Below are 21,113 nucleotides of genomic sequence, written 5' to 3'. Positions count from 1 at the left end.
TCCAGATCGTCATGGCAAAGCGGCGCGCCGGCGGGGGCAGCAGAAGGATGGATGCCGGCGCGCCAGACGCCGGATGATCCGGTCCGGCGGCAGGGACCCGGAGGCCCTCAAGAGCGGCGCGCAGAACGCGCCGCCGTTTGGTATCCGTGCTGCGTCACTCGGCCGACAGCATCTGCCGGCTCACGCGCACCCCTTCCGCGAAATCGAGGGCGTGCCGCGTGGCGCGGGAAAGGGCCTCGACAGCGGGCAGGGCGGCCCGCAGCGCTTCGGCGTCCGGACTCAATACGTCGACGATGTCGTGTGCGGCATCGCAGCCAATCAGACGCTCCGGCGGGATCGGAACGTCACGGCGCTCGGTGCCGGCTGCGATGCAACTACGAATTGTCGCGATCGCCCCTTCGAGGTGATCGGCCAGATCGTCGTGCAGCCCGTCCGTGTCCAATAGGCAGCTGATGAGGTCATCGATGGCGATCATGTCGCCTGACGGCATGTGTGGAACGATCTGCGTGAGCAGATGATCTGGCATCGTCCGACGATAGCCGACGGCCATCCGGACGATGTCGAAAAGCTCGGCCGTCAGCGACCGGCACGCAGCCCCCTTCATGTCCGCACCGCCGGTCTGACAGCGCGGCGTTTCGGGCTACGCTGTTCGACGGTGAAATCCTTGTCGCGCACGGCCGCGCGCCGTGGGCGGCGCGGTGCGTTGTAGCGGCGGCGATGCTCGGCGATGTCCCGGTCGGCGTGAATGCGTCCCCGCACCACGTTCAGCCGCTTCAGCGGTGCACCGGCGAGGCTGCCCAGCACCGGCGCGCCAACGGCCGCGCAGATGACGAAGCCGCTGTGCGTGAGCGGCACCAGCAGGCGGCGGCGTCCGACGAACTTCGTAGGCTCGTTCAGCCCAGCGGCGGCGTAGTCGTCCTGCTTGCGGATGTGGATCTCGTAGCCGACATTCGACTGCCGCCGTGACGTCGTGCCGTAGGCCAAGAGCGCGTAGCGCCTGTCGCCGATCCGCTCGATGTCGAGCACGACGCAGGGCCGGGCCTTTGGGCTCTCTCCTGCGCCTTCTTCCGCCAAGGGGAAACGGAACGACACGATGTCGCCGTGCGCAATGTGGTCCTGCCAGGCGGCCGTCATCTTCGGGTTCGTCTGGGTAAAATCGAGCATATCAGCTCCTCGGTTGCTGTTGCGTGAACCGACGCGCCCGTTCTCCCTTGCCCTCTATCGGTCGGGGTCTGTTCTCGTGCGCGTCACCCGGCGCGTGCACGAGAACAGGCCATCGATCTGCTCCATCCCACCGACCTTCCTGCCGGCGTCATGCGGGAGAGCGTCGAGAGGGTGCCCCTCTCGACTTCGCGCCATGGGTGCGAAGCATGTTCGGTTTATGACGGCATGGCGTGACTGAATGAACGTTCGCTTCCGCCAAAGAATGTGGCCGCGCAGAAGACGAAGCGATGCGGCTGAACAGGAGGGCAGGGGGCTGCAAACGGCCCAATGCTGACTTTAAGCCTAAATGACAACGCCGCGACTCAGCTTCACCGAAGCGGTCGTTCGCGTGTTGCGCAGCAATTTCCAAAGCCCAAAGTCCGCTGAGCGGAGGTTCCAGCCATTCGCTGTGGGCGCGAAGGTCCAGACTATGCTGCAGCAGTGGGCGCTATCGCGGTCGGGAAACGGTCATTCGTCGCGTTTGCCGCGCTCAGAACTGAATTTGGATATTGAATTGAAGCGAACTCGGATGTCGACATCTGGGGGGAGCGGTCTGCCAGTCGGGTGCCTTGCCGTTCTCTGCACGGCGTCTCAGACGTTGAGATCCTTAACCAATTTAGGATGGTGCCGAACAAGGCACGATGTGGTAGTCGCTATGAGATCGTCAGCGGAGGCGTGCCCTCTGACTGCGTAGCTGCCGTATTTCGCACCACGACGCGAAGTCCCGGCGGGAAATGACTTCAATCATGTCCACAACACCTCTCGACCCCGAAGCCGCAAGCACACTTGCCGTGGTGGTATCTTCGCATGAGCCTCTGCTTTTTCTCTCGGAGCAACTGGATGTCATTGCTGCAAGCAACTCCTTTTGCCGAGCATTCGAAATCGATGCGGCGACCCTGCCTGGCAAACACATCAGTAAGATCGGAAGCGGCGAGGGGGCAATGCTTAAGCTTGCCTCGCTTCTGAAGGCGACCGCTGCGGGAAGCGCTCAAATCGAAGCCTATGAGATTGATTTGGTGAGACCGAACCGGAGAATACGGAACCTGGTCGTCAACGCCTGCCGACTGGACGACGGCGACAAGGATCGCATCCGGATTCTTCTTGCGGTGACTGACGTGACGGACGTTCGGGCCGAAGCACGGATCAAAGACGATCTGGTGCGGGAAAAGGCTATCCTGCTTCAGGAGATCCAGCATCGCGTCGCCAATAGTCTGCAAATCATTGCCAGCGTCCTGATGCAGAGCGCACGCAAGGTGCAGTCCGAAGAGGTGCGCGGTCATCTTCACAATGCTCACCACCGTGTCATGTCGATCGCGGCGGTCCAAAAGCAGCTTTCAACCTCTCCGGGTGGCACGGTCGATATCTCTCGCTATCTCACGCAACTTTGTGACAGCCTCGGTGCATCAATGATTGCCGAACCAGAACGGCTCTCAATATCGGTCAAGGCCGATGACGCCTCCGTCACCGCAAAGATTTCAGTCAGTCTGGGGCTTATTGTCACCGAACTTGTCATCAATGCCCTTAAACATGCCTTCCCAGATCAAACGACGGGTGCGATCAAGGTCGCCTACGATGCAAGCGGCGGGGATTGGACCCTTTCGGTGACGGATGATGGCATCGGAATGCCGACAGGCAGCAATGCTCCGAAAGCCGGCCTTGGAACCGGTATCGTGGAAGCGCTGACCCGAAACCTGGAATGCGATCTTGAGACACGTGGAGCGAGCCCCGGGACTTGCGTCACGATCCGTCATCTCGGCGACATCGATCACCATGAAGATATCCGGCCTGCGGCATAGGAACCACGAGGCTGTGGCGACGCGTGCGGGCCAAAGAACTTTTGAGAAACGAGACGCAGATGAAAAATGGTAGGGCTGTCGTCCTCGTGGTCGAGGACACGGCGATTATACGCATGGGGGCTATCCACCTCGTAGAATCAGCCGGTTACGAGGCGCTGGAAGCCTGTGATGCGGACGAAGCGATCCAATTACTGGAGGCGCGTGGGGACATTGATCTGGCCTTTACCGATGTGCAGATGCCCGGCACGATGGATGGCATCAAGCTGGCGCACTACATCCGCGACCGATGGCCTCCGGTCAAACTACTGGTCGCGTCAGGTATGGCGATCATCGAGGAAAGCAGTCTGCCAACGGGGAGCCTGTTCTCCGCAAAGCCTTACGGCGAGCGGGAAATCGTCGACAAGATGATCCGCTTGCTGGACGACGACGACAGATCTTTCGCAAAGATAGAAGAATGATTGGCTTCCTTGAGGCGGACGCATTGGAAAAGCACCCTGAGTCCGTTGCATTGCCGCAAAAGATTGCCGTAACGAAGTGATCATATTGGCAGAAGCCAAATACCCTGAGTGTCTGGCAAAATCGGGATCTGCCCCGATCTGAACAAAGCCGACGCGCACTACACATCGAATCGCACACTCAATGCGCATAATGGTAGCGGCTGATTCGTGAATTGTCGCAAAATCTTTTGAAAAGCCTAAGGGTTGTGGCGCGGCTAAATTTTGCGCTGGCTTGCGAAATGCGGCTTTATTCTTTGAAATTGCAGTCCTGGGCATTGCTGCAATGCCACAGCTTATGTGCGAGATCCGCACTGAAAAGGAAAACCATCCATGCCGTATCAAATCGCATACGTCAGCACCTCGAACACGGCGCTCGTTGAATCCATACTTTCTGATATTTTGAACGTTTCAGAGAGATGTAATACTCGAGACGATATTTCCGGCGTCCTGATGTATCACGACAGATTGTTCTTTCAAGTTCTCGAAGGTTATAAAGACCTGGTTGTAAATTGCTATGCCCGCATTCTTCGCGATCCGCGCCATTCATCTATATCCTTGATGTGGGAAGGTGAGGCCGAGACACGCGCGTTTGCCTCATGGGCTATGGGTTACGCCGGGCCCGATCAGATCGGCTTTCACACCGATCAACACATTACGTCACTTGCCGACTTGGAGGGTGGAGAGGGCAGCAACGCGGACCAAAAAAACATAGCTTTGCTCCTGGCTCAGGAAGTGTTTCGGAATTTCTCAAGAGGCAATCGATGGGTTTCGCCCTTCGTGGATTCATTACCTTAAACTTGAAGTCCGATTTTTACATATCGCGCTCTTTTGCGTCCGAAATTTCTCATCCACTCGCCCATGGATCATCAACTCGTTAGCTTCGTCTTTATAATTTATAATTAAATATGGGAGTCCGCTTTCATGATCACCGCTGCAGAAGCGTGCTGTGTTTTGTGCAAGGGCCTGCCAGAAACATCACGCTGCATATCACTTGGTATTTCCCGCTCTCGAGTTGCTGCATGAGCATGTTGCGCGTGTTTAATCCTGTTTGGGCCAATCGCATCAGGGCGAATTTTCTGCTCGTGCAAAATGCTGCAGCATAGCATTCGGTAAAGAGGGCTTAAAGCGGTCGTGCGGCCGCGCAACGGCCGGTGCCGACCACGTCGGCCAGGTCCGACGTCGCTCTCGGCCCAAAGCTGCCGTCCATCGATGGACCTTACGATCCAATGCAATTTCCCCAGACCGGTCATTCGCAGTGCGTGTCATTGTCGGCGGAGTCGGCAGGGATGACCTTATGCATTGTCGATGCATCAGGTCAAAAACCAGTCAACTGTTCATGCAAATCGTAACAAATCGACCAAAAACGGTGTTCTCGGAGCAATCGAAATGGTGTGCCGTTTCGCCACGGGTAAAGGCACGGGCATGCTATTGTGATAGCAACCTCATCCTCCTCATGCAATTTGCAAGCGGATCGACTGTCACATTAGATCTGCAAGGTCCCTTTCGGCCCGATCAAGGCGGTCCCCCAGGCTCGGAGTAGCCTCTTCCAGCCAGGCCAAAGTGACGTGCGCGAAGACAGCCATTCCGACCTGCGCCGCATACGTGGCCCGGTCGTCGGTAACGCCGCGCCCCCGCAACGCCTGCGCGAGTGCCTCGGCCAGTGCTGCCATCTTGGCCAACTCACGCTCCTGCAGGGCCGGTGTGGCGGAAATCACCGCCTGGCGGGGCTGCGAGAAAGGGCGGTTGGCGTCGAGGATCGGAACGACGGACCGAAACACGCGAAACAGGGTTTGTAGCGGCGGTACATCCTGTGGGACGTTTTCGATCGCAGACCGAAGCGCTTCCAGCAGCACCGCCTGCCCGTCGAACAGCACCTCTCGCTTGTCGGCGAAGTGCCGAAAGAATGTGCGCTCCGTCACGCCTGCGAGGGCTGCGATCTCGGCCGCCGTGGTGCTGTCGAACCCCTTGTCACGAAACAACGTTACCGCCGCCTGTTGCAGCCGCGTCCTTGCAGTATCGGCCATGCGCAAAGCCTCCCCTTGTCAGTCACTGACATCAAGCTTATGTCAGTGACTGACAGGGATCATATGACCTCTGCAAGCCTGCGCAAGGAGATTGATCATGCGTGTATTTCTGACGGGTGCCAGCGGCTGGATCGGGTCCGCGATCGCACAGGACCTTTTGGGTGTGGGCCACACTGTCACGGGATTGACCAGCTCACCGGTCAAGGCCGACGCCCTGCGTGCCGCAGGCGTGACGCCCCTGGTCGGCGCGCTCGCGGATGTCGACGTCCTGCGCCGGGGTGCGGCGGATGCGGATGGCATCATTCATACCGCCTTCGGCGTAGATGTGTCGCGCATCGACGCCTTGGCCGCCGAAGATCGCACCGCCATTGAAACGTTTGGCGAGGTCTTCGCAGGATCGGTGCGGCCGATCATCGTCACCGACGGCTTCCTGCACACGACGGGCGATAAGGCGATGGAAACAGACAGGCACGAGGTGATACCCGCATTCCCGCGTGCGTCCCAACAGACGGCATTCGCGCTTGCAGACCGCGGCATCCACGCCAGCGTCGTTCGCAATCCGCGGTCCGTGCATGGCAAGGGCGAGACCCACGGCTTCGTGCCGATGTTGGCTGCTGTGGCGCGCGACAAGGGCGTGTCGGCCTATATCAGAGAGGGCCTGAACCTGTGGCCCGCCGTCCACCGCCTGGACGCCGCACGCGTCTATCGGCTGGCGCTGGAGCGCGGTGCGCGCGGCGCCGCCTATCACGCGGTGGCGGAGGAAGGCGTCCCGTTCAAGGACATCGCCGCCGCGATCGGCCGTCAGCTTGGGCTGCCGGTCACGTCGCTCTCGCCCGAAGCGGCCGAGACCCATTTCGGGCCACTCGCGATGTGGGTCGCGAACGACGGCCCTGCGTCGAACAGCTGGACGAAAAAGGCTCTTGGCTGGCAGCCCGAACAGCCGGGCATTGTCGCCGACATCGCGCAGCCCGGCTATCAGGGATAGTCACCTGTTCCCGCATCGGCACCGGTGTCCAGCCCAGCAAGCGGGCAAGGGTCGGGTCGGAGCAATCGAACTCGCCGGCGTGCGCCGCCCGGAAGTAGCCCAACATGAGCGCGATCGCACCGTCCGACGCACCGCTTTCTCGGGCATTGCGCGCCATCTCATCCTCCTGCACCAGCGTTCGCGTAATTGCGCGTCCCGTCACCTCCGAGGTCCGCCAAGTCGAGGATCTTTGCACCGGTTAATGGCGGCATGGTACCGTCGATCGCACCATCGCCTGCAAGCAGCCGGGCACCGGCCTCGGCCAGATCGCCGTGTGTCGCCTTGGCAACCTTGCCGTCCGGGGGACCAGAAAGGTCCCGATGGGCAAGGCCGCGCGCATTCAGCGCGATGGCGCTTGCCGCTTAGAAACCGTGACGCAGCGCGGTCCAAGATAGGCCGGAACGGACCAGCATGTCTTCGGTCGCGGCATGATCGCGACCGGGCGGGAAACGCGAGTCGGGCGCGGCAGACACTTGGCCTGTGTAAAGCAGGCGACGGACGCCGGTCTTTCTCGCCACGGAAATGGCCGCGCGATGGGATCCCCGCCATGCGCACGCGCGTTCGACGACATGAGCAGGACCCGTTCGGCCCCCTCCCAGGCACGGCGTAGACTGGCGACATCGTCGTAGTTGTCGCGCCGCACGCGGATGCCGGCCGCGGCAAGGTCGGCCGCCCTGTCGGGTTCGCGCGTGCGGTCCCCAATCCGGCTGGCTGGCACCAGGGTGAGAAGGTGATCATCCACTTTGCGGCCAAGCTGTCCGGTCGCACCTGTCACGATAAGCATCGCAATCTCCTTTTTCCGAAGCACTGCACTGGACGATCCAGTGCCGCTGTCACGCGACAATGGCTGTACTGCGTGGTGGTGACGACATGGCAAAAATCGAATTCTTCGTTCTTCATGAAGAACAGTGAACGCCTTGACGATCTGGTCATCTTTCACACCGTTGTGCGCGAAGGCGGCTTTCGCGCCGCGGCCCGCAAGCTTGGCCTTGCACCATCCAGGGTCAGCAGCACAATTACCCGCATGGAGGCGGCACTGGGGGTGCCGCTGCTGCGGCGCACAACGCGCAGCATGTCGGCTATCGAGGCTGGCTTGCGGCTGGCCGAACGGATCGGGCCTCTCCTTGCCGGCCTGGACGCAGCACGGGCAGAGGCAGCAGAGTCTGCAGATCTGGTTCGCGGGCGGCTCAAGCTGAACGTGCCGGGGGCCGTCATGCCTGACATCCTTCCACCGCTTCTGGCCGGGTTCTGCGCCCGCCATCCGGAGGTGGAGGTCGAAATCGTGGTCGAGAACGGAATCGTGGATATCGTCGCAGCCGGGTGCGACGCCGGCATCCGCTACGAAGACATTCTCGCGCAGGACATGATCTCGATCCCGATCGGCCCACGAATGTAGCAAATTGCCCTCGCAGCTGCCCCGGATTACCTCGAGGCGCGCGGCATGCCCGCAGCCTCAGGGGATCTTGTCGACCACGACGCCAATCAATACCGCCTGCCGGACGGTCCGCTTCTGCCCTGGCAGTTGATGGATAACGGCAGGAAGATCACGGTCGAGCCGATCCCGCGCCTGCTTCTGAGCATTAATGCGATCGACACCGGGTAACGCTTCGTGCGCGCCGGGAACGGCATCATTGCGACCTTCCGCAATTGGCTGGAAATCGATTTCGCGCAAAGTAATCTTATGCCGGTTCTGCCTGAGAAGTGGCCCACCCGCACCGGATGCCGCCTTCATTACCCAAGTCGCCACGCCCCAAGGCACCTGCTCGCATTTATCGAGGTCTGCCGGGACCACGGCAAGCTGTAAAACATGACACCTCAGATACGTGACGTTACCAGCAATTCGCATATTGAAAGCGGGTTCATTCGCCAAATTCAGCTAAGTTGATGATGACACACCAGTCTACTTGTCCCATTAGATCTCGTCGTTGATGCCATAACTGCGACGTTCGTGTTCTAGCCTCGGTCCCGGTCAGTTCGTTGATGCGGCGAATGTCTGCCCCCGCCCTTCCTGCTTAAAGAAGTGCCAACGCAAGCGGCCCGAAGTCGCCATTTGACCCACGACCTTATTGCAGATGATTTCGACTCAGTAGCTTTGGATTTTCTCATCACGACGCTCGAGTTCGGATATATACGGGGGCGTGTGTGATAGGTGGGGGCTTGATCCGCGGCACGCAAATATTCCTTTTGAGTACAGGACCTGCGGTGCCGTTCATGCGACATCTTCACGATAGCAAGCGCTACGTGACGGGACGCCGCGCTTGCAAAGGTTCATTTCGCCAGTAGATCTCAGTTGCAGGCCGGATAATTCGCGCGGTCCGCTTCGGTCACGTCGACCGGGCAGACCGAGTTGATGTTGGCCTGAGAGATGTCGGTCTCGAGCGGCATGTCCGCACAGGCCGCAAGGACGGAAAGGGCGAACGACGACAGGATGATCTGGATTTTCATGATGAACCTCAGTTGCAGGCGGGATAGCGGTAACGGTCGGCTTCGGTGACATCGACCGGGCAGGTCTCCATCCGGCCGAAGAAACTGTCGTTGACGGTGCAGATCCCGTTGGCACCCCCCGACGCGGTGTAGGAGACCGAGGCCGAGCCATCGTCGCCTACGGTGATCGAGATCATGGTGCCCTTGTGCGACGCCTCGATGTATTCGCCGTTAGAGACCGTGACCTTGGCCTCCTCGCCGTTGATGTAGACCGGTCCGCCTTCGTCCGCGTGGAACTCGATCCCGCCGGGACATGAGGCGTTGAGGGAGGGGATGTGGGCGAAAGCCGCGGTGCCGGGGAGCGCGATGGCGAGGCCCGAAAGCAAAATCTTCAAAAAAGTCATAGTTGACTCCTTGTTGCGAGGGATATTTCGTTGCTCCCCCGCTTCAGGGGAGGGTGGGTCTGAAGGCTCGTGGTGGCGGGGCTCCTCCTTTCAGGACGAATTCAGGGTGTCAGAACGCGATTGTCAGGCCGGCCCTGAAGCTATGGTCCGCGACGTCGTCGTTGCCAGTGAACCGGTAGCTCGCGAAGAACGTCCTCGCGGCCGACCGTCCCGAGATGCCGACCTCTACAAAACCCGAATCCTGGTTGGGACCGGCCGTGGTGACGGGGAACGACATGCCGGGCGCGCCCAGGAAAGAGGCCGTTCCGAGGACATCGGGATCGCCGAAACCGCGGGACAGGCCCGCCGCGACCTCGGGACGCCACATCATGTCGTCCCCCTGGTATTCGCCCGTCCACCGGACGCCGATCGACGTTTGGCCGGCGTTCAGGGTCGCGGCAGAGACTTGGCGTGCCAGGACGCTGGGTTCGCTTTCGGTATAGCCATCGCGCCGGACCCGCGCGTAGGTCAGGGCGACGGTCGGCTCGATCGTTCCCATCCCGGTCTTGATCCGCCGGCCGCCCTCGACACCGATGAACGTGCTGCGTGCGTCCGCCTCGCCGGTCACCGTCTCCGAGAGGCTACCGAATGCGATCGCACGGTCTATCGCCACGCGGTGGAAGCCGACGCCGACGGTTCCGTTCGCGAACCAGTCGTCCCGCTGCCAGCTGCCGTAGGCCGCCAGTTCCAGCGATGTAACGGCACCGGAGCCGCCGCGTGCCAGGTCCGCGGAAGTGTCCGCGTAGCCGAACGCCAGGCCGCCGGTCAGGTCGGGCCCGACGACCTGGTCCGCGCCAAGCGCGATGCCCCAGGTCCGCAGGTCCACGCCACCGAGGTAGGCATCGTCCGTGACGCCGCGTCTGACCAGCTCGCCCCAGGCATGCCGGCCCTGTCCCTCGGTTGCGCCGGCCAGCCCGTCGCGGGCGACCGCCTGCCGCGCCGAAATGGCATTTAGCAGCAGCCGATCGTTCATGATGCTGACGAAGGTCGGGTCGCGGTCCGTGCCCGACAGCGCGGCGAGTGCCGTGTCGATCTGCGCGGCCCCGAGCGGGTAGAGACCCGCCACCAGCCGCGCCTGCCCCGGCGTGCCCGGCCGGGCGTGGCTTGCAGGCAGCAGCTTGTCGACGGCGCGACCGACCTGCCGCTGGGCCGCCGTCTGCGCCACGCCGAAGGGGACCAGGTTGCCATAGCTAAGCGGAACGAGGGCGACATCGACCTTGTGCGGCCCGTAGATCAGCGCGTAGCGCGCGCCGGGCCGGGCATTCCTCTGGTCGATGGCCCCGTATGACCCGGAGACCGACACGAAGATGTCGGTGGTGGTCGCGTCGGGCGGATCGACCACCACGACGTCCGTATTCTTGGGGTCGGCCGGGATGAATGTGCCGTCGATCGTCACCACCTCCTCCGGCGGATCGACGACGACGACCGTGCTGACCGTGCCGAGGGGGATGTTCGTCGGCGACGAGACGCCGCCTCCGGTGACCTGCGGCTGCGGCACCAGCGTGCCGCCGCCCAGCAACACGCCGCCGCGGACGGTCTTGATCCCGGTCGGGGTGGTGCCCGCGCCCGTCGTGGCGACGACGGGCGTCGTCACGACCGAGGTCGGTCCCTTGACCAGGGTCGGCACAAGGGTCGGGACCGCGGTGGGCGTTGCCGTGGGCACGAGCTGCGGCGCGATGGTCGGCTTCAGCACGGACTGCTGGGACGGCACGAGGTAGGGGGCGTTGATCGTGGTGATCAGGTTCGGCGTCAGGTAGGTCGGATCGGTGTTGCGGACCTGCAGGACGAGGACGCCCGCGCCGCCGGCCCCGGCAGGGATCAGTTCACCGGCCCCGGCAAAGGTGCCGCCCAGGTTCGTCGCCTCCAGGTCCAGCTGGAAGTTCTGGCCGTTCGGCAGGGACGCCGGGTCCAGCAGCACGATCGGCGCACGCCCCACGAGGCCGGTGCCCGCGGTCAGCACGGTGATGCCCTCCAGGGCGGGGACCGGGGCATTCGCGTCGAACCGGACGTCGAGCACGGTCGGACCGAAGGGGCCCGCGGCATCCATCGCGCCGAAGGTCGCGCTGCCCGTGACATTCAGCCGGTCGGCGGTCAGGCTGCCGCCCGGGCCCTGCACCGCGTCGATTTCCAACACGCTGCCGGCATCGAGGTACAGGGTCCCCACGGTCAGCGTGCCGGGGGTTGCCGCGCCGGGCGCGACGGTGGATCCGTCCGCCACCCGCAGGACGCCGCTCGTGCTGCCGATCCCTTCGAGGCGGGACGGACCCGCCGCCGGGTCCGAGAACAGGCGGATGCCGCCGGCCAGCTTGCCTGCCAGGTCAAGGGTTCCGCCGCCGGTCACGGTCGTCAGCCCCCTGAAGGTGCTGGTCCCGGCCAGCGTCAGCCGGCCGGAGCCGCCGTGGTTCAGCGCGCCGGTGCCGGTAATGGCGCCGTTGTAGCGGTAGGCATCGGACCGGCGGAAGGTGAGTGCACCGCCATCCAGCGCGACGTCGCCGACCAGGGATCCGGTCCGGCCGTTAACGCCGACCGACAGGACCCCGGCCTGGCGGACGATGGTGCCGCCGCCGGGCGTCGCATCACCAAGCAGGACCAGGGCACCACGCAGCACCTCGATCTTGCCGGTGCCCAGGATGTCGCCGCCATACCGCAGCGGATTGCCGGACCGGTTGATCCGGAACGTACCGTTGTTCACGACGTCGCCGACGATCGAACCCGCGCCGGTGCCCGGGCTGCCGGCCGTGCGGTTGCCCAAGGTCAGCGTGCCGCTTTCGATGAAGGTGAGCCCGGTAAAGGTGTTGTCGCCCGCAAGGACGACCTCGCGCGTGCCGTTGACGCGCAGCGCCCCCGTGCCGCTGATGGTCCCCGTGTAGACCTGGCCATTTCCGCCGATCAGGATCAGCGTCCCGTCGTTGACGACGGAACCCGGCAGGAAGACCGGTGCCGTCAGCACCGATCCCGACTGGATCTCGAAGCCGCCGGTGTTGCTGATCGGGGCTCTGACGAAGACCTGGCCGGATCCGCGCGTCACCAGCTTGCCGGGGCCCGCGATTGTCCGCGTCAGGGTCAGCGGACGCGTCGCATCGTTCGTCACGATCAGATCGTCATCGAGGCGGATCTGCACCGCGATCGCGTGGTCCCCGTTGCCGGACGACGTGATTGTGGTCGGACCAGTCGCGGTGCTGAAGACGAGCACCGGCGCACCAGCGTTGACGACGGGCACGATTCCGTAGCCTTCCTTGCTGTCGAAGACGATCTGGCCGACCGTCGTGGTCCCGGTCAGGCTGACCGAAGCCCGATCCTTTCGCAGGCCGAACACCGCGGTCGCGCCGACCGCATCGGGAAAGGACAGTGGCGTCCAATTCGCCGGATCGCGCCACAGGTTGCCCAATACAGGCGATGTACCGGTCCAAGTCTCGGCATGCGCCAGCGTCGCGGCGCATAGGGTCAGGGCGCCGGCTGTCGCAAGAAGACGGCCTTTTCTTCTGATTGACCGCAGCAGAACATCCATTTCGCTTACCTCACGTTGGAATCAGGTCATCGTTGTCCGGGTCATGTCGTTTCGGGATCGGTCCGCCAGGGTCTTCGGCCGGAACAGCGTCCGTCTGCCCATGCGAGTTCAGACGGCACGGCGCACCACGCGGACGACGAGGATCACGACGATCGCGCCGACGACCGAGGCAATCAGACCGCCCAGGATGCCGCCGGCGGACAGGCCCAGCATCCCGAGGATCCATCCCGCCAGCATCGCTCCGCAGATGCCGTAGAAAATGTCCGCGAGGACACCCGATCCGCTACCCTTAACGACTATGCTGGCGACCCAGCCGATCAGCGCGCCGACGACCAGGGCGATCACGATGCCGAGGACCCCGCCGATGGCCCGTCCCGCGACATCATCCGCTGCGGCCTGGGCCCAAGCCGGGCGCGACATTTGCCAGATGGTGAAAACCACCGCGGCAGACAGGATGCGGCAATCAAGCGGGTGATGCCCCACCTTAGCAGTCCTCGGCTGGGAGCATGCGAACGGAGCTGTAGCGTCCGTCCGCGGTCACGATCTCGGCGCACGCGCCCGTCGCGGGATTGAACCAGTAGGCGGTCAGGCCCTGGGTCCGGATTAGCTGATAGCCAAGAGACTGGATGCCCATTTCGCTCTGACCGGCTCGCGCGCCCTCGAAGGATCTTAGGTCTGTGCTGCTGCCGACCGTCGGTTGTCCCGGTGACATGTCCATGGAGTCGGACACCTCGCCGCCCGCGCAGCCGGACAGGCCTGTCAGGGCCATGACAATCAAGGCGGTCAACTTCTTCATCTCCTCGGCCCTCCATGTGTTGACGATACGTTCACTATCGCGAGAGGCGAGCAATCGGACAAATGAAACAATTCAGGAAGACTTGAGGTGGACTCAACTTAAAGGCGCGGAAAGTGCCCTCATTCGCGTGCAGCTTGACAGAATCACGGACGGCATGCGCCGATATGACATTCTATCGCGACACGATGCCCCGACCACGCGACGTCGCCCACGACCGCCGTGGCCCACGACGTCGGGCATGAGCCGAATTTGACGAAGGACCTTCCGTGGACCACCATCTCAACCCCGCCTACATCCGCAGGCTGCAGTATTTCGAGTCGGTTGCACGGCACAAGTCGTTGCTGCGGGCGGCAAAGGAGCTCGGGATTTCCTCCAGTGCCGTCAGTCACCAGATGCGCGACCTCAGCCGGACCCTGGGGGAGGAGCTTTTTGTCCGCTCCGGTCGGGGGGTCGCCCTTACCCCCGCCGGCGAGATGCTCGCTGTGCAGGTCTCCTCCACCTTCGAACACCTCGCCGCCACCTTGCGTGACATGATCGGCGGCACGTCTGATGTCTTGCGCGTGGCGGTCTGTTCCTCCTTTGGCCCCCACTGGCTCGCGCCGCGTCTGCCAGCCTTTGTGGAACGCTGTCCGGAAACCCGGCTCGAAATTAGGCTCTATGCCGAACATCCAGATCAGACACAGGACGTTGCCGATTGCATCATCACGGCCCAGGAGACGAAGCTCGGTTTCATCTGCACGCCGCTCTTCGAGGAGCATTTGACCGCGGTCATCGGAGCCACGGTGAGCGGCGAGCAGCGGGACACGCTTCCGCTGATTACGACGGATTGCATGCCAGGCGAGGAGATGACGGATTGGCGCCGGTTCGCCATCGGCGCGGAGCTGGATTTCGATGTCCTGTCTCATCGCGGTTTCACGGGGTGCACGCATTACCTGCTGGCGATGGCTCTGGCTGAAGCCGGCCTCGGCATCGCGTTGGTCCCCGATTTCGTCGCCGCCGCCGCGCTGGCGGCGGGTCGGCTGGATCGGCACCATGTTCCGGTCGTATCATCCGGCCGGACCTACAAGGCCTGTTTCAAGGAGTCCCGCGCCCACGACCGGGGGTTGCGCCAATTCGCGAACTGGATGCAGCGCGAGGCAGTAGACACGCTGAGTTCGCTACCGAAATGAACGAGGCCGTCATTTTAAGATAGGTTATCTCTTAATCCTAACGCGTCGCTCTATGATCGCGAAAGAAATGAAATGGGCTAGTCTCGTCGTCAAAGTGCTGAAAGTCCGACACCCGGTTCTCGGGATAAATTAGACCTTTCACCGCATGGGTGCCGTCCGTGCGCTGGCCCTCGTACGTGGTCTCGGACCGGGCGTCGACCGCTTGGTAGAAGCCGTGGGAGGCTACCATGCAATCCTCTCTCATGTAATCGGGCGACTGCGCCGATGCCCAGACGGACCCGGCGAGGACGAGGGCCGCAACCGACGATACGTTCAATGTGCGGGTCATGTCGCGATCCGATCTGCCATGATGGGATATCAGTCAATCGCCGCGCGCAGCCTGTCAATGATCGCCTTGCAGCCCGCCGCGCTGCCGACGATCTCACCGCTCAAGTCGTCCGTAATCGAGACCATGTCCCGGGCGGCCCGGGTCAGCTCCTGATCGACCTCCTCCGGCGTGAGCAGGCCTTCCTCCTGAGCTGCGATGACGGTCGAGCAGATGCCGGCGCCGATCCCGGTCGCGGCACTCACGCCCGCGGCCGCGCCGATCTTCAGGGCACCGCCGAAGATCGCCCCTAAGACAAGGCCGATCACCAGTCCGATTGCCCCAGTCACAAGTTTGCCCATTTCATTCGTTCCTTTCAGGTGATGCCGCGCCATCTCGGCGCGCGGTCCACGGGCACAGACGTGCGAGCAGCGCAAGATTGAGAAGTGGAGCGAGCGCCGCGGCGATCGGCCAGAGCGGGTCCGGCAATCGGTCCGAGAGCAGGACCCACGGCAGGCCGAGGGGTATCAGGAACACGGCCGACAGCGGATCGCGGTGGGCGCCGAAAAGACCAAGCCGCCCGATCGCGAACAGGATCAGCGCCAGCACAAAGACCATCGCGAGAAGTCTGAGCAACCATCGGCAGGTGAGCGCACGTCTCATTGCCGACTCCTCGACCTCCTTCGCAATGGCGGACATGACGTTGGAGATTCGCCGTAAGATCCGCCATTAATGGCCTTGACCACGTAGTTCCTGCATAGCCGGAACTGCTGGTCGTAGTCCGTTCCTGCCTCGATAGAGTCGAGAATGTTCGAGTTATTCTGGTTCAGGATTGCCTATCGCAGGACATCTACGATCTTCCCGAAAATCCGATGGTTCGCCTACTCGATCCCAAAAACAACTTTAAAGTTGGCGACGTTGGCCGTGTGGTTCATGACTTGGACGACATGGACACCCGTCTGCCAGAGCTGACCTCGGTAATCCCGATCGCTCGTCAACTCTTCTAGCAGAGCCGTCCCATCCGGATTGAGGATCGAGTACGAGATTGCCGGGCCCTGGCCTAGAACCTGTACCGTTAGAAACTGCCCGTCCCGCGCATCTAACGTATAGCTGCGTGCAGCGCCTGGATCGAGACGACCCATCAATCTGGCCCCCGAAGCGCCCGGGGCGAAGGTGACCGGCTCGACGGCGTCACCCACAGATCGGCCCGGCGGTTCCTCGGGGAGCAACAGGGCGATCCCTTCCCCCGCGACCAGGAAGTCGCCCGCGGCCCAGCCTTCGTATCCCGGATCGGCCAGTGTCGCCACGCGGCACCAGCGGCGGCCCTCGGACATTCGGCAACCTTGGTTGCGGACGTTCTGTCCGTTTATGAGCCGGGTGACGATGCTCGCGCCTGCGGACGGACGGGCGCGCAGGTTCAACGTATCGCCGCCCTCGATGGCGGCCTGGAGGAAGTCGGGACCGCCCGCAAGGCCGTCGACAAAGTCGCCCTCGACTCTCTCGCCCGCCTGGCCGAGGACGGAGATATCGAGCGTGAAGTCGGCCTGTTCGCCCCGGCGGGCGGCGTTGCGATAAAGGTAGACGGCGACCGTATACGTCCCTGACGTTAAAAGGCTGCCGCGCCAGGCGTTAATCGGGTTGGTGGTCTCGCTTGCGGCGAGGGCCTCGTCTCCGGGGCCGCGTCCGGGTTCGTACACGTTGAAATATGCGGCCGTGTTGTTGGCGGACAGAGCCACTTCCATCACTTGTCCGGCTTCCGCACCGACATTGAAGAGTACGGTATCGCGACCGACAACGTGGTCCTCGACGGTCGTGCCCGTGGCACCGGGGGCGAACCGGACATCGACGCTGCGATCATGGGCCAAGGCGAATGTCGTCGTGGCACAGAGGATCGCAGCGGCAGCGAGATTTGCGATGAACGTCATGACTGTTTCCCCGCGCCAGCTTTGATATTCGGCCGGCATCGTGCCGACCGATGGAGGCGCGGACTACCGCGCCGTCGTTTGGCAGTCAGTTGGCGAATTCGCATTTGATGCGCGCGTTTCTTATGGTCCCCATCCGATAGAGCTTGTCAGCCAAGCGCGGCTGAGAAATATTTGATTGCCGCCGCGATTGAATCAATCGTGGATCGATCACGTTGTTAGAAAACCGCGCTTGCGCGCGGCATTATGCCGATTGAACCGCCGTCGCCCGTTAGGCGACGCGACCTTGGATGCAGCCGGTGGAATCACTTCAACCGAACGAGCGGCGGTACAGCAGAGCATTCATCCCCGGGCCAGGTCATCGGTATGTCCGGCCCTTAGCTGCCACTCGGCGCCTTATGAGCGAGGCGATGCAGGTTCCCCATACCGGACATTGGTGCCTCGCGTAGTGATACAGATCGGGTAAGGTATGCTCTGCGGGACGAAGCGGTCGCTCGCTATCCCTACAGCCTTGTCGTTCAATTCACCAAGGATACCGCCGCAATGATCGGCAGTTGATTGATGTTGCAGCATAACGTCTGCTGCATCTGACTGCAGCAAATACTCAGGCTGTGAGAGGCATAGTCAGCGCTTCACGGAAGTAAAGGGTGGCAACTGGCCTTGGCGGCAGCTGCTCAGATTATGTACGCCGTTTGGCACGTCTAACCACACCTCATGGCGGATGGATCGAGCGCGCCTTTTTGGCTCAACCGCCGACAGTGGAACATAACCGGCACTGAAGGACCACGTCCGCCTTTTTGAGGACATTCTCAGATTGTGCCACTGCACGGCTGCCTTTAGTTTGCCCGTATGAGCACGACTTTTTCCCCCATGAGACCATTTCCTGCCATTGGCGGCGAATGCTCGGCAATCTTGAACGCTATGGAATGGTCGGACCATCCTTTAGGCGAGCCATCGCAGTGGCCAGCGGAGCTAAAAACAGCCGTCCGAACATGCCTCACGTCCAAATTTGCCACCATGGTGCATTGGGGACCTGACCACCATACGTTCTACAATGATGTTTATGCGGCCAGGCTTGGGCGGAAGCACCCCGGCCACTTGGGGCAACCTGCGCAAGACTGGTGGTCCGAGATGTGGGATCAGCTAGACCCGTTCTTCCAAAAAGTTCTGGCGGGGGATAGTTATTATACCGAGAACGCGCGCTATACGCCTGACCGCGATGGCGCAATGAAGGACGCCTACTTCACCCACAGCCATAGCCCGATCTGGGACGATACCGGCATCGTGAGGGGAATCTTTCTGACCGTCGTCGAGACGACAGCGCAGCTCGAGGCCGAAGCCCGTACCGAATTGCTGATGGGCGAGCTGAAACATCGGATGAAGAACACACTGTCCGTCGTGCAAGCCATCGTGAACCAGTCGGTGCGACGTGCCGTCAGCAAAGACGATGTTGCAGCCATCATCCGGACGCAGATCGCGGCACTGGATCGTGCGCATGATCTACTGACGCAATCCAACCACGACAACGCGTTACTCTCCGCCCTAATCAGGGGCGTCTTGGATATGGAGGGATACGAAGATCGGATCATCGTTGAGGGGCCGGAGGTAATGATCAATTCCAGCGCGATTATAGCGCTGACATTGATATTTCACGAACTTAATACCAACGCGATGAAATATGGAGCGCTCGCTAACGAACGTGGCCGGATACGCATTTTTTGGGACCTGTCCGGCGATATCCTTAGGGTGTTCTGGCAGGAGAATGATGGTCCTGCTGTGGCGCCACCTGCGCGCCAAGGTTACGGAACTCGTTTGATCCTGGCGCTGGCGAATGAGCTTGGGGAGGTTCCTCAGATTGACTACTTGCCGGTTGGTTTCAGGTTTGCCCTCCAGGCACACCTAGAGAAGCTTGGCGTAAAGGCTGCACAGCAAGATCTAACTGAAAAGCAGTCCAGCACGAATTCTCAGGCTAGCTAACAAAATAATATCTATCACCGCGTCCAGCTACGTCAGTAGCAAGCTGCGTCGAGCTTGATACCCGCCTCGGTGCCACTGAAATAAAAGGCAAGGGGCTTTCACCATCAGCTGCATTAGCAGATGGATGAGGATAGTCGGCAAAAATAGACGGAAGAGCGTGGCCTCGGCAGAGCTGTCAACTATATCTTGGTACGCTGAACTCCACCGTCCGGTGTGGGCTCTTCACTTCGATCTGCTGCCCTTGGCGACGGAACGGGCGCAGGGTAGCCCCGAGCCTGCGCAATCGCCCATTGCAACCTTTTCGGGATATGGATCATACATAATGGCAAACCTCAAAGCGATCGTTCGGGAAGCCAGCATCAATTTGGCCCTGGGTGGACCGATGAACCTGAGGTCGATTTGATCACGGCCGTTTCTGGTCGCAGAACGTTCGCTTATCTGCCCCGTGCAGAGGTCAGCCCCCAAAACTCTGCGATGTGGCGGGTCGAGGAAATCCCGACTTCCAGCATGTATTTTCCTTCTTCGCCCAAACCCTTCGTTCCCCCTGCCTGGATGGGGGTGCCGTGGCCCATGCTTTCAATGATGTATTCCTCGATCACGACCCGTCCGATCTCGTTGCACCAGACCCGCCGGGGAAAGCCGTCGACGATCTCCTCCCGTGTCGGCGGTCCTGCGACGCCGTGGATCTTTTGCCACTGTCGAACGATAGAGCCGGCATTCGAGCGATCGACAGTAGTATCACTTCCGCCATGCCAGACTGAAATCGTCGGCCAGTCGTCCGTCGCGTTTGAGGCTTCACGAACAAGCGCATCGAGCTTGCGATCCGACGGGCCGCCATGACCCTTCATACGAAAAAGGGCCTGCATCAGCGTATTGGCGCTGCGGTATGGTAGTCCGGCAATTATCGCACCTCCAGCGAAGACCTCCGGGTAGGTTGCGAGCATCACAGATGTCATGGCGCCGCCTGATGAAAGGCCAGTGATGAAGATGCGCGATGGATCTATGGCGTGCTGATCGCTCACACGGCTGATCATCTGCCGAATGGAAAGGGGCTCGCCGTGGCCACGGTGACTGTCACCCGGCTTGAACCAGTTGAAGCTGCTTACTGCATTGTTGGACCGTCGCTGCCCAGGAAACAGCAACGCCACCCCGCACTCATCGGCGAGTGCCGACCAGCCTGATCCGCTGTTTAGCTTTCCGCCGACTGGCCACTGCCATGGAGCACGACGACGAGAGGGCCGTTCTTCGGGAAGTTCTTCGGGATATAGATGTCCGCCCGAAGCGCGCCGGGATCGGTGCCGAAACGGTCCAGGGCCGTCAAACGATTGAGGGGTTCAGCTGATGCCGACACGAAGTCTCCTTTTTTGGAAACCGGTATAGGCCACCGAGAAAGCAACGCATGGTTCCTACAATCGTTCCAATCCGAGTGATCGGCCCCAGTGCGCTGCTGACCCATCGCGGCCTCGGGGAAGCCAATCAGTCGTCAACTTCTGCGAACGATTTGTTGTTGCTTGCCAGTAATCTGGCCATCTTGTCAGCTATTTCATGCTCGCTGTAGGGTTTTGCGGAAAACAGGCTGCCTATTGGCAGGCTGCTTTCCTCAATTGTCGCCATGCCCGACGCGACCAAGAGTTTGACCGGAGGCCACCGGTCACGGATGTAGTGCGCCAGCTTGATGCCATCCATCGTGCCAAGCATCTGCACATCGGTGAAGACCAGATCGATGTCATCGCGCGCCTCTAAAATCCGGATGGCTTCGTCCGCATCACAGGCTTCCAGCGCCTCGTAACCAGCTGATTCTACGAGGTTGACGGCCCTCATACGTATGATCGCCGTGTCTTCGACCACGAGGACAATAGCCCTACCATTCTTCATCTGCTTCTCGTTTCTAAAAATGTTTGCCTGCTTACGCTGTTCGCAAGCCAGAACGCGTCGCCGATGATCTCCCGGCTCATCGCGCTTAGCCCATTGGCCTGATCATCGAGGATTTCCGGGATGGCGCGCCGCGCCCGCCCGATCGACAAGG

At 61.6% G+C, this 21,113-nt stretch carries 23 protein-coding genes; 7 read left to right on the top strand and 16 right to left on the bottom strand.

Annotated elements, in window-relative coordinates:
• Positions 1 to 154: 154 nt before the first annotated feature.
• Entirely contained in the window at positions 155 to 604 is a 450-nt protein-coding gene (locus tag BUA54_RS19680; RefSeq protein ID WP_072858956.1) for a hypothetical protein, read from the bottom strand.
• On the bottom strand, positions 601 to 1,164 hold the full coding sequence (locus tag BUA54_RS19675) for a hypothetical protein (RefSeq protein WP_072858955.1): 564 nt from the start codon (positions 1,162 to 1,164) through the stop codon (positions 601 to 603). Before BUA54_RS19675 ends, BUA54_RS19680 begins: the two co-directional genes overlap by 4 nt.
• Before the next feature lie 785 nt (positions 1,165 to 1,949).
• Between BUA54_RS19675 and BUA54_RS19670 the strand changes: the two genes are divergently transcribed.
• The 3 genes from BUA54_RS19670 to BUA54_RS19660 all read left to right on the top strand — a co-directional run bounded on the left by BUA54_RS19670 (position 1,950) and on the right by BUA54_RS19660 (position 4,291).
• Positions 1,950 to 2,999 (top strand): sensor histidine kinase, encoded by a 1,050-nt coding sequence (locus BUA54_RS19670; RefSeq protein ID WP_072858954.1) that lies wholly within the window; start codon positions 1,950 to 1,952, stop codon positions 2,997 to 2,999.
• Between the two features lie 23 nt (positions 3,000 to 3,022).
• Positions 3,023 to 3,457: a response regulator gene (locus BUA54_RS19665; protein WP_245810832.1), complete on the top strand. Its 435-nt coding sequence runs from the start codon at positions 3,023 to 3,025 to the stop codon at positions 3,455 to 3,457.
• A gap of 369 nt (positions 3,458 to 3,826) precedes the next feature.
• Complete coding sequence (locus BUA54_RS19660) at positions 3,827 to 4,291, top strand: BLUF domain-containing protein (protein WP_072858952.1); 465 nt, start codon at positions 3,827 to 3,829, stop codon at positions 4,289 to 4,291.
• A gap of 683 nt (positions 4,292 to 4,974) precedes the next feature.
• Here BUA54_RS19660 and BUA54_RS19655 read toward each other — a convergent pair.
• Positions 4,975 to 5,520 (bottom strand): TetR family transcriptional regulator, encoded by a 546-nt coding sequence (locus BUA54_RS19655; RefSeq protein WP_072858951.1) that lies wholly within the window; start codon positions 5,518 to 5,520, stop codon positions 4,975 to 4,977.
• Positions 5,521 to 5,617: 97 nt separating this feature from the next.
• Here BUA54_RS19655 and BUA54_RS19650 point away from each other — a divergent pair, with 97 nt between their 5' ends.
• A complete protein-coding gene (locus BUA54_RS19650; RefSeq protein WP_072858950.1) occupies positions 5,618 to 6,505 on the top strand; it encodes an SDR family oxidoreductase in 888 nt (295 codons plus the stop codon).
• 937 nt (positions 6,506 to 7,442) lie between these two features.
• The gene (locus BUA54_RS21445) at positions 7,443 to 7,940 is read left to right on the top strand and encodes a LysR family transcriptional regulator (protein ID WP_218588322.1); all 498 of its coding nucleotides are present in this window, start codon (positions 7,443 to 7,445) and stop codon (positions 7,938 to 7,940) included.
• A gap of 57 nt (positions 7,941 to 7,997) precedes the next feature.
• On the opposite strand, the gene BUA54_RS21440 is transcribed toward BUA54_RS21445, so the two are convergent.
• From BUA54_RS21440 to BUA54_RS19620, 6 genes are all read right to left on the bottom strand, one after another.
• A complete protein-coding gene (locus tag BUA54_RS21440; RefSeq protein ID WP_218588321.1) occupies positions 7,998 to 8,414 on the bottom strand; it encodes a hypothetical protein in 417 nt (138 codons plus the stop codon).
• A 416-nt stretch (positions 8,415 to 8,830) separates the two neighbouring features.
• Positions 8,831 to 8,989 (bottom strand): hypothetical protein, encoded by a 159-nt coding sequence (locus tag BUA54_RS21335; protein ID WP_178352806.1) that lies wholly within the window; start codon positions 8,987 to 8,989, stop codon positions 8,831 to 8,833.
• Between the two features lie 8 nt (positions 8,990 to 8,997).
• On the bottom strand, positions 8,998 to 9,372 hold the full coding sequence (locus BUA54_RS19635) for a hypothetical protein (RefSeq protein WP_072858948.1): 375 nt from the start codon (positions 9,370 to 9,372) through the stop codon (positions 8,998 to 9,000).
• Between the two features lie 109 nt (positions 9,373 to 9,481).
• On the bottom strand, positions 9,482 to 12,919 hold the full coding sequence (locus BUA54_RS19630) for an autotransporter family protein (protein WP_072858947.1): 3,438 nt from the start codon (positions 12,917 to 12,919) through the stop codon (positions 9,482 to 9,484).
• A 108-nt stretch (positions 12,920 to 13,027) separates the two neighbouring features.
• A complete protein-coding gene (locus tag BUA54_RS19625; protein ID WP_084114681.1) occupies positions 13,028 to 13,402 on the bottom strand; it encodes a GlsB/YeaQ/YmgE family stress response membrane protein in 375 nt (124 codons plus the stop codon).
• 1 nt (position 13,403) lies between these two features.
• Entirely contained in the window at positions 13,404 to 13,715 is a 312-nt protein-coding gene (locus tag BUA54_RS19620) for a hypothetical protein (RefSeq protein WP_072858946.1), read from the bottom strand.
• Between the two features lie 266 nt (positions 13,716 to 13,981).
• Here BUA54_RS19620 and BUA54_RS19615 point away from each other — a divergent pair, with 266 nt between their 5' ends.
• Entirely contained in the window at positions 13,982 to 14,884 is a 903-nt protein-coding gene (locus tag BUA54_RS19615; protein ID WP_072858945.1) for a LysR family transcriptional regulator, read from the top strand.
• 37 nt (positions 14,885 to 14,921) lie between these two features.
• Here BUA54_RS19615 and BUA54_RS19610 read toward each other — a convergent pair whose 3' ends face one another.
• From BUA54_RS19610 to BUA54_RS19595, 4 genes are all read right to left on the bottom strand, one after another.
• Positions 14,922 to 15,212, bottom strand: coding sequence for a hypothetical protein (locus BUA54_RS19610; protein ID WP_072858944.1), 291 nt, complete (start codon positions 15,210 to 15,212; stop codon positions 14,922 to 14,924).
• Between the two features lie 29 nt (positions 15,213 to 15,241).
• The gene (locus BUA54_RS19605) at positions 15,242 to 15,550 is read right to left on the bottom strand and encodes a hypothetical protein (protein ID WP_072858943.1); all 309 of its coding nucleotides are present in this window, start codon (positions 15,548 to 15,550) and stop codon (positions 15,242 to 15,244) included.
• 1 nt (position 15,551) lies between these two features.
• Complete coding sequence (locus tag BUA54_RS19600) at positions 15,552 to 15,851, bottom strand: hypothetical protein (RefSeq protein WP_072858957.1); 300 nt, start codon at positions 15,849 to 15,851, stop codon at positions 15,552 to 15,554.
• A 218-nt stretch (positions 15,852 to 16,069) separates the two neighbouring features.
• Entirely contained in the window at positions 16,070 to 17,113 is a 1,044-nt protein-coding gene (locus BUA54_RS19595; RefSeq protein WP_072858942.1) for an SH3 domain-containing protein, read from the bottom strand.
• 867 nt (positions 17,114 to 17,980) lie between these two features.
• Here BUA54_RS19595 and BUA54_RS19590 point away from each other — a divergent pair.
• Positions 17,981 to 19,087, top strand: a complete 1,107-nt coding sequence (locus BUA54_RS19590; protein WP_178352805.1) for a sensor histidine kinase — start codon at positions 17,981 to 17,983, stop codon at positions 19,085 to 19,087.
• Positions 19,088 to 19,521: 434 nt separating this feature from the next.
• Here BUA54_RS19590 and BUA54_RS19585 read toward each other — a convergent pair whose 3' ends face one another.
• The 3 genes from BUA54_RS19585 to BUA54_RS19580 all read right to left on the bottom strand — a co-directional run bounded on the left by BUA54_RS19585 (position 19,522) and on the right by BUA54_RS19580 (position 20,962).
• Complete coding sequence (locus BUA54_RS19585) at positions 19,522 to 20,235, bottom strand: extracellular catalytic domain type 1 short-chain-length polyhydroxyalkanoate depolymerase (protein WP_245810829.1); 714 nt, start codon at positions 20,233 to 20,235, stop codon at positions 19,522 to 19,524.
• Positions 20,236 to 20,276: 41 nt separating this feature from the next.
• Positions 20,277 to 20,438: a hypothetical protein gene (locus tag BUA54_RS21660; RefSeq protein WP_245810827.1), complete on the bottom strand. Its 162-nt coding sequence runs from the start codon at positions 20,436 to 20,438 to the stop codon at positions 20,277 to 20,279.
• 125 nt (positions 20,439 to 20,563) lie between these two features.
• Positions 20,564 to 20,962, bottom strand: coding sequence for a response regulator (locus tag BUA54_RS19580; RefSeq protein WP_072858940.1), 399 nt, complete (start codon positions 20,960 to 20,962; stop codon positions 20,564 to 20,566).
• Between the last annotated feature and the right edge of the window lie 151 nt (positions 20,963 to 21,113).

The sequence above is a fragment of the Loktanella atrilutea genome (genome assembly GCF_900128995.1).
Lineage (GTDB): Bacteria > Pseudomonadota > Alphaproteobacteria > Rhodobacterales > Rhodobacteraceae > Loktanella > Loktanella atrilutea.
The sequence above is the reverse complement of the archived record's forward strand: the minus strand, read 5'-3'. Positions and strand labels throughout refer to the sequence as shown.

Bases quoted from the DNA above. Each gene is read 5' to 3' on its own strand.
- BUA54_RS19660 (WP_072858952.1), top strand. From the start codon at position 3,827: ATGCCGTATCAAATCGCATACGTCAGCACCTCGAACACGGCGCTCGTT.
- BUA54_RS19620 (WP_072858946.1), bottom strand. From the start codon at position 13,715: ATGAAGAAGTTGACCGCCTTGATTGTCATGGCCCTGACAGGCCTGTCC.
- BUA54_RS21445 (WP_218588322.1), top strand. From the start codon at position 7,443: ATGAAGAACAGTGAACGCCTTGACGATCTGGTCATCTTTCACACCGTT.
- BUA54_RS19655 (WP_072858951.1), bottom strand. From the start codon at position 5,520: ATGGCCGATACTGCAAGGACGCGGCTGCAACAGGCGGCGGTAACGTTG.
- BUA54_RS19605 (WP_072858943.1), bottom strand. From the start codon at position 15,550: ATGGGCAAACTTGTGACTGGGGCAATCGGACTGGTGATCGGCCTTGTC.
- BUA54_RS19670 (WP_072858954.1), top strand. From the start codon at position 1,950: ATGTCCACAACACCTCTCGACCCCGAAGCCGCAAGCACACTTGCCGTG.
- BUA54_RS19590 (WP_178352805.1), top strand. From the start codon at position 17,981: ATGAGACCATTTCCTGCCATTGGCGGCGAATGCTCGGCAATCTTGAAC.
- BUA54_RS19580 (WP_072858940.1), bottom strand. From the start codon at position 20,962: ATGAAGAATGGTAGGGCTATTGTCCTCGTGGTCGAAGACACGGCGATC.
- BUA54_RS19635 (WP_072858948.1), bottom strand. From the start codon at position 9,372: ATGACTTTTTTGAAGATTTTGCTTTCGGGCCTCGCCATCGCGCTCCCC.
- BUA54_RS19610 (WP_072858944.1), bottom strand. From the start codon at position 15,212: ATGACCCGCACATTGAACGTATCGTCGGTTGCGGCCCTCGTCCTCGCC.
- BUA54_RS19595 (WP_072858942.1), bottom strand. From the start codon at position 17,113: ATGACGTTCATCGCAAATCTCGCTGCCGCTGCGATCCTCTGTGCCACG.
- BUA54_RS19600 (WP_072858957.1), bottom strand. From the start codon at position 15,851: ATGAGACGTGCGCTCACCTGCCGATGGTTGCTCAGACTTCTCGCGATG.
- BUA54_RS19650 (WP_072858950.1), top strand. From the start codon at position 5,618: ATGCGTGTATTTCTGACGGGTGCCAGCGGCTGGATCGGGTCCGCGATC.
- BUA54_RS19630 (WP_072858947.1), bottom strand. From the start codon at position 12,919: ATGGATGTTCTGCTGCGGTCAATCAGAAGAAAAGGCCGTCTTCTTGCG.
- BUA54_RS19675 (WP_072858955.1), bottom strand. From the start codon at position 1,164: ATGCTCGATTTTACCCAGACGAACCCGAAGATGACGGCCGCCTGGCAG.
- BUA54_RS19680 (WP_072858956.1), bottom strand. From the start codon at position 604: ATGAAGGGGGCTGCGTGCCGGTCGCTGACGGCCGAGCTTTTCGACATC.
- BUA54_RS21335 (WP_178352806.1), bottom strand. From the start codon at position 8,989: ATGAAAATCCAGATCATCCTGTCGTCGTTCGCCCTTTCCGTCCTTGCG.